The organism is Streptomyces sp. NPDC001843, from assembly GCF_042891955.1.
GTDB lineage: Bacteria > Actinomycetota > Actinomycetes > Streptomycetales > Streptomycetaceae > Streptomyces.
In genome coordinates this window covers 357,883-370,763 of record NZ_JBIATQ010000005.1, presented here as the reverse complement: position 1 = coordinate 370,763, position 12,881 = coordinate 357,883, and the positions used below count along the sequence as shown (strand labels likewise).

Here is a 12,881-nt window from a genome sequence, read left to right as displayed (position 1 = left end):
GTCCGAAGGCAGGAATGCGGGTACCCGGCTACGGCATCGCATCCGGCGTACACCGCCCGACCGGATGCGGCCCGTCAACCGGGAAGGACACGCCGACAGCATGACCGCGCACACCCCTCCCCGTCGCCCGCCTCCCCCCGCAGGCGGCAGTGATTTCGCCCGCCTGTCCAAGAAGATAGCCGAGGCCGGCCTGATGAACCGGCGCCCCGGCTACTACATGGTCCGGTCCATCGCCGTGGCCGTCGCCTACGCCGGGGGCTGGGGGGCGTTCGTCGTCATCGGCGCCGGCTGGTGGACCCTGGCGGTCGCCGCGTTCCTCGCCATGATGTTCGGCCAGGTGGCTCTGCTCGCCCACGACGTCGCCCACCGCCAGGTCTTCCGCCGGCGCCGGCCCAGCGAGACGGCCGGCCGCATCGCAGGGGCCGCGATCGGGATGGGCTACGGATGGTGGCAGGACAAGCACACCCGCCACCACGCCAACCCCAACCACGAGGACCTCGACCCCGACATCGCCCCCGACCTGCTCGTGTGGTCCCAGGACCAGGCCCGCGCCTCGACCGGACTGCCGAGGCTCCTCGGCCGCCGGCAGGCGTTCCTCTTCTTTCCCCTGCTCCTGCTCGAAGGGGTCAACCTTCATGTCTCCAGCGCGCGAGCACTTGGCAACCGCGCCCTGAAGAACCGCGCCCTGGACGGCACGCTGCTCTACGGGCACACCGCCGCCTACCTGACCGCAGTGTTCCTCGTCCTCCCACCCGGCATGGCGATCGCGTTCCTGGCCGTCCACCAGTGCCTGTTCGGCCTCTACCTCGGTTGTCTGTTCGCCCCCAACCACAAGGGCATGCCGATCCTGACCGGCAACGACCGCCCCGACTTCCTGCGCCGCCAGGTCCTCACCGCACGCAACGTACGCGGCAGCTGGTTCACCGACCTCGCCCTGGGCGGCCTGAACCACCAGATCGAACACCACCTGTTCCCCAGCATGCCCAGCCCCCACCTGCGCAAGGCCCGGCCCCTCGTCCGCCACTACTGCCAGGACCTGGGAGTCGACTACCTGGAAACCGGACTGATCGCCTCCTACCGGCAAGCACTCACCAGCCTCCACCGAGCAGGAGCGCCACTGCGGCGAGCCCGTATCGGCAGCGCCCCAGCATGACGCACCGGCGCCGGCGGCGTACTCCAGAGCCCTGTCCCGGTGCCCGGCTGCGGTGATCCGGTGAAACGCAACTGCTGCGCCGCCTCACGGCTCCCCTCATTGATGGGCGCAATCGCAAATCCAGCGTCCCGTGAGCATCACAAGAGCACGAACTGTGCGCGGAGCCGAACGCGGTCATTGCGCGCAAGCAAAAAGCGCGGTGCGCACAGGTCCCGCCCACAGCAGGCGGTTGAGCCACGTACCGCCGATGGCCCAGCCCACCGCGAGCGGCAGGGCGAGCGTGAGGACGCACAGCGCTGGGAAGGCGCGGGCGACGGCCCGGATGTCGCGGTCGGCCAGCGGTCGGGAGCGTAACGGTCGGCGGGTGTGCCGCCCGCGCCGTCCGGGCCGCCGTAGCCGACGCAGCCACCACCGACACATCCGGCCCGGCCACCACCGCCGTCCTCATCACAGAAACCGCAGCCTAGCCAGGCGCCAACGGCAGCTCGACGCGTTGGGCCTCATCCGGTCCCGCCTCTCCGGCCTCACCTCGGGCGCAGGTCACACCACAGCACCGCCTGACCGGACGCACAGACACCCCCTCGGCCTTGCCATTTCTACTGTCGGCGGCCCAGCACTCTCCGGATCAGCAGGAAGGCCGCAACGGCGATCAGGGCCATCCCCATGAGGATCACGAGGACCCCGACGACGACCAGGACCGTCCCAAGCAGTATCAGAAGCGCCCCGATGATGAGAAGAAACATCGCGAGAACGGTCACGGTCACCTCCTGTCCCCCCTCCGACTCTGGCCCTTTCCGACCCTCCATCGCAAACACATCCGGACAAATACACGAATGTCCTTCCCTCGGCAGTGCCCGCCTGCTGGGGTCCGGCCCATTCACGGGCCGGCCTCCGTTCTGCCGTGGAAGCGCGCGGATCGCTCCACAAGCCTGTCCTGTCACGGCATGAGACCTGCCTGGCAGGGAACCCGCATCTAGACAATGAGCCTGGGGTCTGCCGCACGATCGGGTGACATCTGAACTGGCTTGCCCTGTGGGGTAGGTGGGAAGGATGTCGCTGTGCCCAAGCCCTATCCGGAGGAGTTCCGCCAGGACGTTGTGCGGGTCGCGAGGAACCGCGGGCCGGGTGTGACAGTCGAGCAGGTGGCCACCGACTTCGGAGTCCATCCGATGACGTTGTGGAAGTGGATGCGTCGCGCGGACATCGACGACGGGACCAAGCCCGGAACGACCAGCCAGGAGAGCGCCGAGCTTCGGCAAGCGCGTCGGCGGATCAAGCTGCTGGAGCAGGAGAACGAGGTCCTGCGCAGGGCCGCGGCCTACCTGTCGCAGGCCCATCTGCCGGGAAAAGGATCTACCCGCTCGTGAAGGAGCTGGCCGGGGACGGGGTGCCCGTCACGGTCGCGTGCCGGGTGCTGAAGCTCGCCAGACAGCCCTACTACCGCTGGCTGGACCAGCCGGTGTCCGACGCCATGCTGGAGGAGGCGTATCGCGCGAACGCGCTGTTCGACGCGCACCGTGACGACCCGGAGTTCGGCTACCGCTTCCTGGCCGACGAGGCGCGCGGCTCCGGAGCCGTGATGGCGGACCGGACTGCATGGCGGATCTGCCGGGACAACCGCTGGTGGAGCGTGTTCGGCAAGAAGCGCGGCAAGGGCAAGAAGGCTGGCCCGCCGGTGCACGACGACCTCGTCCGCCGTGACTTCACCGCGACCGGTGCGAACCGGCTGTGGCTCGCCGACATCACCGAGCACGCCACCGGCCAAGGCAAGCTCTACCTCTGCGCGATCAAGGACGCCTTCAGCAATAGGATCGTGGGCTACTCCATCGACGAGCGGATGAAGTCCCGCCTGGCCGTGACCGCCCTCGACAACGCCGTGACCCGGCGTGGAGACGTCGACGGCTGCATTCTGCACAGCGATCGCGGATCGCAGTTCCGCTCCCGGAAGTTCGTCCGGGCGCTCAACCGCCACCGGATGGCCGGGTCGATAGGGAGAGTCGGAGCTGCCGGCGACAACGCGGCCATGGAGTCATTCTTCAGCCTGCTGCAGAAGAACGTCCTCGACCGCCGTGTCTGGGCCACCCGCGAAGAACTCCGGATCGCGATCGTGACCTGGATCGAGCGGACCTACCACCGGCGCCGCAGACAAGCCTCAATCGGCCGGCTGACCCCCATCGAATTCGAGACCGTCATGACCACGCCGGCCCTCCAAGCCGCGTGACTGCACCTGTCACCCGAACCTGCATCAGGCCCATTCGTCGAAACTTGGGAGAAGCGTGAAGCGCATAAAGCCAGACGTAGCCAGGCTCGTCGCCTGGCGCGCACTACAGACTGGAGTGGAACCATCCCAGTTCAGCTGCCGGTGGCCAGCCAGCCGATCCGGCCTCCCGCACTCACTGACCCGGTCGCACTGGGAGGGGCCGCACCCCTCGTACGGACGGATGAGCGGGTGCGATCGCAAATCGGACACCCGAGAGAGTCACAGGCACGCGGACCGTACGAGTCACCGACCATCGCGCGCAGCCAGCGCGTTCGATCTCGACACAGGAGCCGCACCGGAGTGCTCCGATGCGGCTTCGCCGTCTCACGGATCCGCGCAGAGTCCCGGCAGGACGGACCTCGGTGGAGCCTCGCGGACGCCCCTATAACGCGGGGATGTGGGAAACCGGTCTGACCAGGTTGAAGACCTCGCGGGCTGCATATCGCTTGAGGCATCGGATGATCTCACGTCGGGTCTTGCCCTCCTGGGTACGGCGTTCGTAGTACGCCTGGGTGCGCGGGTCGTGGCGCAGGCGGGTGAACACGATGCGGTGCAGGGCAGCGTTGGCCTGGCGGTCTCCGCCGTGGTTGAGCCGGCGCGTGCTCCGCCGGCCGGAGGAGTACTCGATGGGACTGACTCCGCAAAGGGCAGCAAAGGACGCCTCGGTGTTCAGTCGCTCGGGGTTGTCCCCCATGGTGATCAGGAGAGTGACGGCGCTGTCCGGGCCGATACCCACCGGTACGAGTAGCTGTGGGGCGTGGTGTTCGACGAGCTGGGTCAGGCGTTGGTTCAGCTCATTGATCTGCCCGGTGAGCTGTTCGATACGCTCCGCGAGCATTCTCAGGGTCATATGGGTGGCCTGGGCCACCGCGTTCTCGCCGTCTTCGCTGTCGTCTGGCCCGAGGCGTGCGCAGGTGCGGAACAGCTCGCGGTTGCCGAGGCTGGACAGTCGTTCCCGCAGTGCGGGATCGGCGATGACCAGGACGGCTTTGAGCTGGTTGATCGCCTGGGTACGGGCCTTGACCGCGGAGTCTTTGGCGAGCTTGAAGATCCGGGCGCTGTGCACCGGACCGTCGCCGGACTTGGCCCGGGCCCGGGCACGACCGCTGAGCACGGCCCGCGCGGCGGCCTGAGCGTCGAGCGGGTCCGACTTCCCGAGCAGCCGGCGGGCCGAGCGGTCGGGCCGGTTCACTTCGTACACCTGGACGTGCTGGGCGAGCAGGTAGCGGGACAGGCCCGCTCCGAAGGTGCCGGTGCCCTCCACTCCGGCACGGCGCACCGCCCCCCGCTTACGGGCCCAGACGAGCAGTCGGCGGTAGCCGGCCGCCGTCGCCGGAAAGGACTCGGTGCCCAGGACCTTCCCCAGCGGGGAGACCACGGCTGCGACGTGAACCTCGCCGTGCGTGTCCACGCCCAGGACGACCTCGCCCCGATTGGGAGGATCCGTGCTGGAGGGGGTGCTGCGCTCTCTGGTCGTCATGGTGGTTCGCCTCCCGCGTGGTGACGTGCTGGGTGGATGGCACCGGCCCGCTCGGGCGGTCTGAACCGTGATGGCGCCTGATCGTCGGCAAGGCCCCTATAGGGACACGCCCTGTGGCTCGGTGACAGCAGGCACCATCCCGCACCGGCAGTCGACACGCCTGTGACTGGACACTTCGGTCATAGATCTCATGAGTCAGACCCCCGCCGGGGACGGCGCTGCGCAACCTTCCCACCAGTACCGTCACATAAGCATCGTCCGATCACTCTCGGAAGACTTTGCCCGGACCGGTGACCAACTGCTACCGCAAGACGTGAGGAGGGCCTGCTTCCTCGTCCGCTCGCCACTGGCACTGACAGACACCGAGTTAACCGCCGCACCGGCGCGTGCGCGGAGTCAAGACGGCGGCTGCGCGGGCGGATCGCAGGCCGTCCAGTGCGGGCTGCTCGCTTGGCTGCCCATGCGGGCAGCGCTGCTCCTGTCTGCGACCGAGGCGAAACGGGTCAAGCGTCCAGGTCACTGGACGCCGTTCGGGGAAAGAGCGGCCTGCAACGTGCTCAGTGTCTCGGCGAACTGCGCCGGGCCGATTCGGAGGCCGCCGATCCGATCTGTCTTCGCAGCTCGACTTCGAAGACCTTGACAGCCCCGCTCACCAAGTCCCGCACGCCTGGTGGCAGCTCGATGAGCATGGAGCGCCGGTCGTCCGGGTGCGGGTGACGCCGGCAGTATCCGGCCGCCTCGATACGGTCCACCACCTTGGTGGTGCCGCCGGCCGTGATGGCGAATTCCTGGACGATGTCGTGGGTCCTGCACCCAGGGTGCCGGGCGAGGAACCGCATGCCCAGGAACCCGGTGAGGGCAGGCCGTAGTCCGCGCGCAGCCGGTGTCCAGGGTGTTCCACAGCTTGGTCTCGAACCACACCAGGTCCTCATGCAGCCGCTTGAAGTCGGTCAACGGGCGCCTTTCGCTGGGGGGCACGGGTGTGCTCAGCGGGTGGAGGCGGCGCGGTCGAGCCACTCGCGGGCAGGCCGCGCGCTTGCTGAGGGTGAGTCCGGAGACCGTGCGGCGGTGGGGCGGGCGCCGGTCGGCTGCCGATGGGGCGGACGGGGCTAGGAACCGTGGATGCGAGGCCTGAAACTCTGCCCGTAACCGGTTCAGCCGAGGGTGAGCAGTTCCTCGTGGAAGCCGCCGAACTCCCGCTCGTCGTCAATGAGATGGATTTCCAGGATCCAGTGGCAGCGACGGCCGGCCTTGTCGGTGCGCCGCAGCGGGGTGTCGTTGGCGGGAGTGATGTACGACTCCGTGTCCGCGCCGTCGATCCACTCGTGCGGGAACTCGCCCACCAGGTGCCCGGCGTGCCAGCCGCCCAGCTTCCACCCGGCCTCCTTGGCCAGCCGCTCAACCTCGGCGTGCAGGCGAGCGCCGGTGATGTCGGGATCGGCCTCGAAGAAGCGCTTGCCGGCCGCGAACACGTTCGGCAGGTCGCCGGCCAGCCGGTGCTTGACCGGGTCGTCGCCCAGGACGAACGTCCGCCCGAAGTCGGCCTCGTATTCCTCGAAGATCGGCCCGAAGTCGGCGAAGACGATGTCGTCCGTGCCGATCGCGCGGTCCGGCGGGTTCTCCCGGTACGGCTTGAGCGTGTTCGGCCCGGACCGCACGATCCGCTTGTGCCAGTGCCGGGTCGTGCCGAACAGCTCATTCGCCAGGTCCCGGACGCGGTCGCTGACCGCCCGCTCGCTCTCGCCCGGCGCGATGAGCCCGTGCTCCTCGATCTCCGTGAAGAGCCGTGCGGCCTTCCCCTGGGCGTCCAGCAGCCGTGCGGCACGCGTGAGTTCGTCATCAGCCATGGTCGCGAACGTATGGTTGCCCATCCTTGGCGGGCAACCGAATAGAACGCGTGGAGAGGCGGGCTTCGAGCACGTGAACGGGACGATGCGTGACAGACTCAGGTCGATTCCGGTGTTCGAGGGTGTGGGTGCGGCCGCAGCCCGCTTCGAGCAGGACGGTGTCCCGGACAACCCACTGCCCGCGATCGGTGAGTGGATTTTCGCGGCGGCCGCGGCCGGACAGCTGGAACCGCACGCCATGAGCCTGTGCACGGTCGACGCGTCGGGGGTTCCCTCCAGCAGGGTCCTGATCGTCAAGGACATCGACGACGAGCACCTGTACTTCGCGACCCCGTCCGACAGCCGCAAGGGCCTCGACATCGCGGCGAATCCACACGTGGCGGCCCACTTCCACTGGCCCCTCGTGGGGTGGCAGATACGGATCGTGGGGACCGCGGCCGACCAGGGCCGTGCCGCCTCCGAGGACGACTTCGCCGAACGGGGCCGCGGCTCCCGGCTCGCCGCTCACCTGCACCGGCCCGGCCCTCTCCCGGACCGGCGGGCCGCCTCGCCGAGTTCGAACGCCTCGACTCCCGCTACGGGGAGGAGGTGCCGTGTACGCCGACCTGGACGCTGTACGCCGTCACCCCCACCGAGGTGGAGTTCTGGGAGGCGAGCGTCGACCGGGTCCACCACCGGCTGGTCTACCGCAGGGACACACCCGGCGCGGGCTGGCGGCGCGAGCTGCTGTGGCCCTGAGACACCCGGCGGTTCGTCCAGGCGGTGCCCGCGCGCACCGCACCGAGCAGCCGCCAGGGACCGGGGCCGGGGCCGACTGCGTAGCCGTCCATGGCCGCGGTGTCGAAGCCGGGCAGTGGCTGGTCCGTGCGCAGCCCGCCGTCGGCCAGCGTCAGTCCGGCCGCCCCGGCGAGGGGGACGTGCCGGGCGGGCAGGGGTGCCGGGGCGGTGTGGGCCAGGTCGCGGGTGCGCGCCCCCGGCACGTCGCGGTACGAGGTGGTGGTCACCGGTTCTGCGTCTGCGGTGAGGACGGTCATGCCGGTCAGCCTGCCGCTTTGCCTCTGACGGCACGTCGGGTTGCCGGCGTGCTCCCGTCCGCTCATCCGCGGCCGGAAGGGGCGGTGAGGCGGCCTGGGCTCACGATCAACCGGATCGCGCCGTGGAACTGGGGCTGGGTGCGCAGCTGCCCGTACTTCTCGTCCCGGGCTCCGGAGGCCAGTACCTCCATCGCGCGTTCCGCGACGCCCGGTTCGAGGAAGCCCCATGCGGACTGGGCGAGGCGGACGGCCGGGTCCAGGAAGGGCTCGGGGCGGGCGTAGTACGCCTCGGTGAAGCCGTCGGCGCAGTCGGCGGGGACAGGCACGGCGTGAACCTCGTGTCCGGGCCGAGTGCGTCGGTGATGGTGTCGATCGCCGGGTAGCGGGCGGCCTCCGCGCGCTGGAGTTCGGGAACGTGGTCCATCAGCCACAGCCGTCCCAGCTCGGCACGGTCGAAGGTCAGCACGGCCACCGGTCCGCGCGCGACACGGCGCATCTCGCGCAGCCCGGCCACCGGATCCGGCCACTGGTGGACGGTCACCATGGCCATGGCGGCGTCCACCGAGTCGTCCTCGAACGGCAGGTGCTGGGCGACACCGTGGATCGCCGGTGCCAGGTGCGCCGGGCGCTGGGCGCGCATCGCCGCCGACGGCTCGACGGGCAGGACGTGCCGGTCGGACGGTCCGTATGAGCCGGTGCCCGCACTGACGTTCACCACTGTGCGGGCGTCTCCGAGGGCGGCGTGCACCCGGGCCGCGATACGCGGATCGGGGCGGCGTATGCGGGAGTATCCGGCACCGACCAGCGCGTAGTCCGTGTCACCCGTCAGCTGCGGCATACCAACTCCGTCTTGGCCCGAAGGGTGTGGACGTCATCCGATGCGCACGGCGCGGGCCAGGAACTGCCGGGGCGCGTCCTCGTAACAGGTCGGTGCCCAGCCCGCCGCGTCGAGCGAGGGGCGCAGGTTCTCCTCGGCCAGCGGGTCGTCCGGGTCGAGGGGGCGGCCGGAAGTGAAGAAGGTGCGGGTCGCGGTCAGGGCCGCGCGGTCGGCGACGAGGGCGGCGAAGCCCGCTCCGAGCACAGGCGAAAGTCGATTGGGTCGATTCCGATCGGTGCCGTACAGTTCACGGTACCGACGCGGGGTGGAGCAGCTCGGTAGCTCGCTGGGCTCATAACCCAGAGGTCGCAGGTTCAAATCCTGTCCCCGCTACTCAAACGTGAAGGCCCGGTATGCACCGGGCCTTCACTGCGTGTGTGCCGGGTCGGACCTGGCTCTCCGCGAACAGGGCACCGCGGTCGCAGAAGGCGTCAACGCACTGGGCTGCACCGACGGCGTACGCCGCCTCAGCCACCGTGCTCACAAAATCGCGGATCTGCCGCGAGGAGGCAATCCGCTTACACGGCGCAGCCTGCCGTCCTGCCGGGAGGTGCATCGACGGATAAGACCACGCCAGCCATGGACAGACAGCAGGACCATGGGCATCGCTGTTGTCGTGGCCGGCTTTCGGTCGTCCCGATCAGTGCTGCGATCCCGGTACCTGGCCGCCTCGCGCCGATGCGGCGCCCGCGCTCAGTAGCGGAGGACGGCAAGGGCGCCGTCAATAGTTGGTGAGGCGGAAGGAACAACCGACGGCCCTGATGCGGTGTCGGACGGTCAGGAGCACGGTGATGCCCAGAAGGAGTGGCCTCGTGTCGGCGGGCATCCCGTTCACAGCTGTGCTTCGCCGTCGGGGGGCGGGAACGGCCAGGACGGCGGTGTCGACGTTCATCCCGGGGCCGAAGGCGGTGAGGGGGCTGCGGCGCGCTCACCCAGCACGTGCCGGCACTGTCGAACTCCCGCCGGATGACTTTCGCGGGATCTGCCTGTCACCCGGCAGACACAGATGGTTCACCGGGCAGGCATGGGTAACCCGGCAGATGGCCCCCACCGGCTGCGCAGAGCACTGGTCGGCGGCGGCCCGAAGCCACCCGCGCTGGAGGAACCTCGTGAACGGCGAATCGACCATCCCATCCTGCGAGACGCGCTTCCCCGCAGTCAGGGCGAGCATCACCGCGGCCCGGCACTGGGTCCGCGACTGCGTGGACGGTTTCGGCGGCCCGCTGCGCCAGCACCGGATGATCGAGACCGCCGAACTGCTCGTCTCGGAACTGATCACCAATGCCATCCGCCACGGCTCCGGTCCGCCCATGATCCAGCTCACCTGGAATGGGCGGTGGTTGCGCATAGCCGTCAGCGATTCCAGCGACCGCTGGCCCCGCAAGCGCGCTACTGCGAACACCGAGCCCGGCGGTTTTGGCATGCAACTACTCGACCGACTCGCCCGACGCTGGGGCGTCACCGCGGCTCACCCCGGCAAAACGGTTTGGGCCGAACTCAGCCTCGACTCCTGAGCACGGTGGCCGAGCTGACCACCAACAGCGTCGTCCCCGGCGCCGGCTCGGGCACGCTGCGGATCCGGGCCGAGAGCGACCGGATCGGCTGCGAGGTCCACGACGGCGGACTCGCGCCACATATCGCCGTCCTCCTCCCCTGCCACCCCACCGCCGAGCATGCCCCGGCCCCAGTAGGGACTCAGGAGTAGGCCGTCGTTGCTGCGGGGTCGGGGCTCGGTCCGGCCGGACGGCTGCGATTGCTGTGCCAGTCCAGTATCAGGACCGTGGCGTCGTCCTTGAGGTTGCCGTGGCAGGCGTCGAGCACCGCGGCGGTCAGGGTCCGGACGGCTTCTCGCGGGTGCAGCGCGCGGGTGTCGTGGATGACCGAGGCCAGGTCGACGGCCGCGGCACCGCGTTCCTGCATTCCGTCGGTGAGCAGGACCAGGCGGTCCCCGGGTCTCAGGAGTAGTTCCTGTAGGCGGTAGGTGGTGGGTGCCGCCACCCCGAAGGGCAGGTTGACGGCGAGTTCCACCTCTTCAACGGCGTTGTCACGCAGCAGCAGGGGCCGGGGGTGGCCGGCGTTGACCAGTTCGCACAGGCCCGTTGCGAGGTGGACGCACAGCAGCTGTCCGGTGGCCAGCCCGCGGCTGTGGCTCAGCAGGGCCTCGTGGGCGTGGCGAGCCTGCTTGAGGGCGTCACAGCCGCTGCGACGTGCCCGCCGCAGCGCGCCGACCAGCAAGCTGGCCAAGAGAGCGGAGTTCGTGTCGTGACCCATGGCGTCGGTGATCGACAGGTGCAGAGTGTCGCGGTCCAGCGTGTAGTCGTAGGTGTCGCCACCGATGTCGTCGGCCGGGACCAGTCCGGCGGCCAGAGTGAACTGGGCCGCCTCGCAGCAGGAGGCCGAGGGAAGCAACTGGTGCTGGATCTCCGCCGCCAGGCTGGTCTCGGTGGTGCGCCGACCCTGGTGGTACAGATCGGTGAAGCGGCGGTCCGTGACGATGATGTAGGCCAGCGCGTGGGCCGCGTGACGGACCTGGCGCAGCACGGTGTCGTCTGCGGACTGCAGGCTCATCTCCAGGACGCCGATGCAGTCGCCGCGGTTGGTGACGGGCGTGATGACGCGTTGCCCGCCTTGGCCGTCCGGTTCCACATGCTGGCGCTGACTTTGCAGAACGCTGTCGTAGACGCTGCCCTGCAGGTCGATCGGCTCGCCTGGGTCGGCGGCCTTGTCACCGGTCGCGGCGAGGCGTACCAGCCGCTGGCCGATGAGGTCGACGAACAGGAAGGACACGGCCTCGGCACCGAACCGCTTCTGCAGGTCGTGTGCCACCACGTCGACGGACTCACCGGGCGGGGCCGCTTCCGCAGCGGCCAGCAACTCGCCCAGTTCCAGGTCTCCACCCTTCACAGCAACCTCCTGTCGGTTGCCGCACCTTCTTCCCCGAGCCTGTGCAACCTCACATATTCCGCCCATTTTGCCTGGTCAGAGCGGGATTCCAGATCGGTGCGAGCGCATCCCGCCTTCGTCAGGCGACGTTCGTACGGGGGCCGCTCATCCCAGAAGCCGGCACCCGCCTGTCCGACCGAAAGATCATCAAGGGGCCGTTAGCCGCCTGACGTCGCGACCGCCTCCGACGGCGGGAGACGGGGGCAGGTGCCGGCACGGCCGGGTTCGGGGGGATGTTTGTTCGGGCGTGATCGGTGCAGACGATGAGCTGACACAGTCTTTATTTGACGAAGTGAAGAGGCATCATGGGCATCATCGCGTGGATCATTATCGGCCTGCTCGCCGGCGCCATCGCCAAGGCTTTGATGCCGGGCAAGGACCCGGGCGGCATCATCGTCACCATGCTCATCGGCATCGTCGGCGGTCTGCTCGGCGGCTGGCTCGGCAAGGTCGTCTTCGGTGTCGACTCCATCGACGGGTTCTTCGATCTCTCCACCTGGATCGCCGCGATCGCCGGCTCCGTCATCCTGCTCGCCCTCTACCGCCTCGTCACCGGCAACCGGCATTCGCACCGTCACGCGACCCGTTGAAGGCCCAACGGCTCCGGACACACCTGGACGGCTCCCTTCCTGTTCGCAGGGCGGGAGCCGTCCCCGTGTTTCCAGCCGGGCCACCGTGGCTCGGCCGTCGGTTGCCGGCATCCTGGGTCCACCGCGTCCCCCCTCCGTCCGAACCGGCGTCTGTGCAGGTCGGTGGCATGATCGTGCTTCTCGTGGGCAGGCGACCGGCTGTCCTGCGTCTCAGCTGCACTCGTGCCGCCCGTCTCTACGGCGAAGGGTAGGGGGCCTCAGTCCACGTCATACCGACCAGGTGGCCGGCATCGGGGGGGGACGCCGTCAGCGGCTCGCTGGCGCTGTCGGGCGGCAACGCGCACCTGTGCTCCCCGCTGATCCGCTGGGACTGCACACCGCCGTTCACCATCACTCCTGGCACGGCCACCAGCGACAAGCAGGGTGCCTGAAAGCTTCCGGCTCACCCGGGTCTGCCGGGCAGGCCGTCGCTTCACCCTTGCCGCTGTCCCGCACCTACCCGGCGGGCGGCGACCACCGTGCCGCGGGCTCACCGCGGGCGGCCCGGGAAATGCGGAGGGCCTGGGCGAAGGTCCTCTCGTCGTAGGCCGGGGACTCCCTGTCCTGGCGCGTCCTCGGCCTCTGCTTCAATGCCCCTGGCGGGCGACAGCCGCACCGTCCGTGCTCCGGCCGGCCGGTGTCCCGCGGGGACCTCGCC

The 12,881-nt window shown here is 69.4% G+C and carries 14 protein-coding genes, 1 tRNA gene and 2 pseudogenes; 8 read left to right on the top strand and 9 right to left on the bottom strand.

Annotation, left to right across the window (positions count from 1 at the left end):
• The first annotated feature begins 100 nt into the window (after nucleotides 1–100).
• Nucleotides 101–1,153, top strand: coding sequence for a fatty acid desaturase family protein (locus tag ACFYZQ_RS15910; RefSeq protein ID WP_389147109.1), 1,053 nt, complete (start codon nucleotides 101–103; stop codon nucleotides 1,151–1,153).
• Nucleotides 1,154–1,749: 596 nt separating this feature from the next.
• Here the strand turns inward: ACFYZQ_RS15910 and ACFYZQ_RS15905 are convergent.
• Complete coding sequence (locus tag ACFYZQ_RS15905; protein ID WP_189894897.1) at nucleotides 1,750–1,911, bottom strand: hypothetical protein; 162 nt, start codon at nucleotides 1,909–1,911, stop codon at nucleotides 1,750–1,752.
• A 300-nt stretch (nucleotides 1,912–2,211) separates the two neighbouring features.
• Between ACFYZQ_RS15905 and ACFYZQ_RS15900 the strand changes: the two genes are divergently transcribed.
• A protein-coding gene (locus ACFYZQ_RS15900) for an IS3 family transposase (RefSeq protein ID WP_389147106.1) occupies nucleotides 2,212–3,374 on the top strand; the annotation gives its coding sequence in 2 pieces (ribosomal slippage) (nucleotides 2,212–2,496 and nucleotides 2,499–3,374; 1,161 coding nt in all).
• Between the two features lie 421 nt (nucleotides 3,375–3,795).
• Here the strand turns inward: ACFYZQ_RS15900 and ACFYZQ_RS15895 are convergent.
• The 3 genes from ACFYZQ_RS15895 to ACFYZQ_RS15885 form a co-directional block, all read right to left on the bottom strand.
• The gene (locus ACFYZQ_RS15895; RefSeq protein ID WP_389147103.1) at nucleotides 3,796–4,893 is read right to left on the bottom strand and encodes an IS110 family transposase; all 1,098 of its coding nucleotides are present in this window, start codon (nucleotides 4,891–4,893) and stop codon (nucleotides 3,796–3,798) included.
• Nucleotides 4,894–5,450: 557 nt separating this feature from the next.
• Nucleotides 5,451–5,732 (bottom strand): MarR family winged helix-turn-helix transcriptional regulator, encoded by a 282-nt coding sequence (locus ACFYZQ_RS15890; RefSeq protein ID WP_389147100.1) that lies wholly within the window; start codon nucleotides 5,730–5,732, stop codon nucleotides 5,451–5,453.
• A 315-nt stretch (nucleotides 5,733–6,047) separates the two neighbouring features.
• The gene (locus tag ACFYZQ_RS15885; RefSeq protein WP_389147097.1) at nucleotides 6,048–6,740 is read right to left on the bottom strand and encodes a M24 family metallopeptidase; all 693 of its coding nucleotides are present in this window, start codon (nucleotides 6,738–6,740) and stop codon (nucleotides 6,048–6,050) included.
• Here ACFYZQ_RS15885 and ACFYZQ_RS15880 point away from each other — a divergent pair.
• Nucleotides 6,646–7,167, top strand: a pseudogene (locus ACFYZQ_RS15880) (pyridoxamine 5'-phosphate oxidase family protein); the annotation flags it as partial. The gene ACFYZQ_RS15885 and the pseudogene ACFYZQ_RS15880 sit on opposite strands and share 95 nt — an antisense overlap.
• Nucleotides 7,168–7,328: 161 nt before the next feature.
• Nucleotides 7,329–7,478 carry a pyridoxine 5'-phosphate oxidase C-terminal domain-containing protein gene (locus tag ACFYZQ_RS15875; protein WP_389147094.1) on the top strand — a complete coding sequence of 50 codons (150 nt, stop codon included), beginning with the start codon at nucleotides 7,329–7,331 and terminating at the stop codon, nucleotides 7,476–7,478.
• Here ACFYZQ_RS15875 and ACFYZQ_RS15870 read toward each other — a convergent pair.
• From ACFYZQ_RS15870 to ACFYZQ_RS15855, 4 genes and pseudogenes are all read right to left on the bottom strand, one after another.
• On the bottom strand, nucleotides 7,424–7,774 hold the full coding sequence (locus ACFYZQ_RS15870) for a hypothetical protein (protein ID WP_389147091.1): 351 nt from the start codon (nucleotides 7,772–7,774) through the stop codon (nucleotides 7,424–7,426). The two genes, ACFYZQ_RS15875 and ACFYZQ_RS15870, sit on opposite strands and share 55 nt — an antisense overlap.
• Nucleotides 7,775–7,836: 62 nt before the next feature.
• The gene (locus ACFYZQ_RS15865; protein ID WP_389147419.1) at nucleotides 7,837–8,100 is read right to left on the bottom strand and encodes a hypothetical protein; all 264 of its coding nucleotides are present in this window, start codon (nucleotides 8,098–8,100) and stop codon (nucleotides 7,837–7,839) included.
• Nucleotides 8,101–8,312: 212 nt separating this feature from the next.
• Nucleotides 8,313–8,414, bottom strand: a pseudogene (locus ACFYZQ_RS15860) (SAM-dependent methyltransferase); the annotation flags it as partial.
• 231 nt (nucleotides 8,415–8,645) lie between these two features.
• Nucleotides 8,646–8,855, bottom strand: a complete 210-nt coding sequence (locus ACFYZQ_RS15855) for a hypothetical protein (protein WP_389147089.1) — start codon at nucleotides 8,853–8,855, stop codon at nucleotides 8,646–8,648.
• Between the two features lie 55 nt (nucleotides 8,856–8,910).
• On the opposite strand from ACFYZQ_RS15855, the gene ACFYZQ_RS15850 reads away from it, so the two are divergent.
• The 3 genes from ACFYZQ_RS15850 (at nucleotide 8,911) to ACFYZQ_RS15840 (ending at nucleotide 10,356) form a co-directional block, all read left to right on the top strand.
• Nucleotides 8,911–8,984, top strand: a tRNA-Met gene (locus ACFYZQ_RS15850).
• A gap of 776 nt (nucleotides 8,985–9,760) precedes the next feature.
• Nucleotides 9,761–10,165: an ATP-binding protein gene (locus ACFYZQ_RS15845; RefSeq protein WP_389147086.1), complete on the top strand. Its 405-nt coding sequence runs from the start codon at nucleotides 9,761–9,763 to the stop codon at nucleotides 10,163–10,165.
• Nucleotides 10,166–10,170: 5 nt separating this feature from the next.
• The gene (locus ACFYZQ_RS15840; protein WP_389147084.1) at nucleotides 10,171–10,356 is read left to right on the top strand and encodes a hypothetical protein; all 186 of its coding nucleotides are present in this window, start codon (nucleotides 10,171–10,173) and stop codon (nucleotides 10,354–10,356) included.
• On the opposite strand, the gene ACFYZQ_RS15835 is transcribed toward ACFYZQ_RS15840, so the two are convergent.
• A complete protein-coding gene (locus tag ACFYZQ_RS15835) occupies nucleotides 10,347–11,555 on the bottom strand; it encodes a PP2C family protein-serine/threonine phosphatase (RefSeq protein WP_389147081.1) in 1,209 nt (402 codons plus the stop codon). The two genes, ACFYZQ_RS15840 and ACFYZQ_RS15835, sit on opposite strands and share 10 nt — an antisense overlap.
• 344 nt (nucleotides 11,556–11,899) lie before the next feature.
• Between ACFYZQ_RS15835 and ACFYZQ_RS15830 the strand changes: the two genes are divergently transcribed.
• Nucleotides 11,900–12,184: a GlsB/YeaQ/YmgE family stress response membrane protein gene (locus ACFYZQ_RS15830; protein WP_389147079.1), complete on the top strand. Its 285-nt coding sequence runs from the start codon at nucleotides 11,900–11,902 to the stop codon at nucleotides 12,182–12,184.
• The last annotated feature ends 697 nt before the right edge of the window (nucleotides 12,185–12,881 follow it).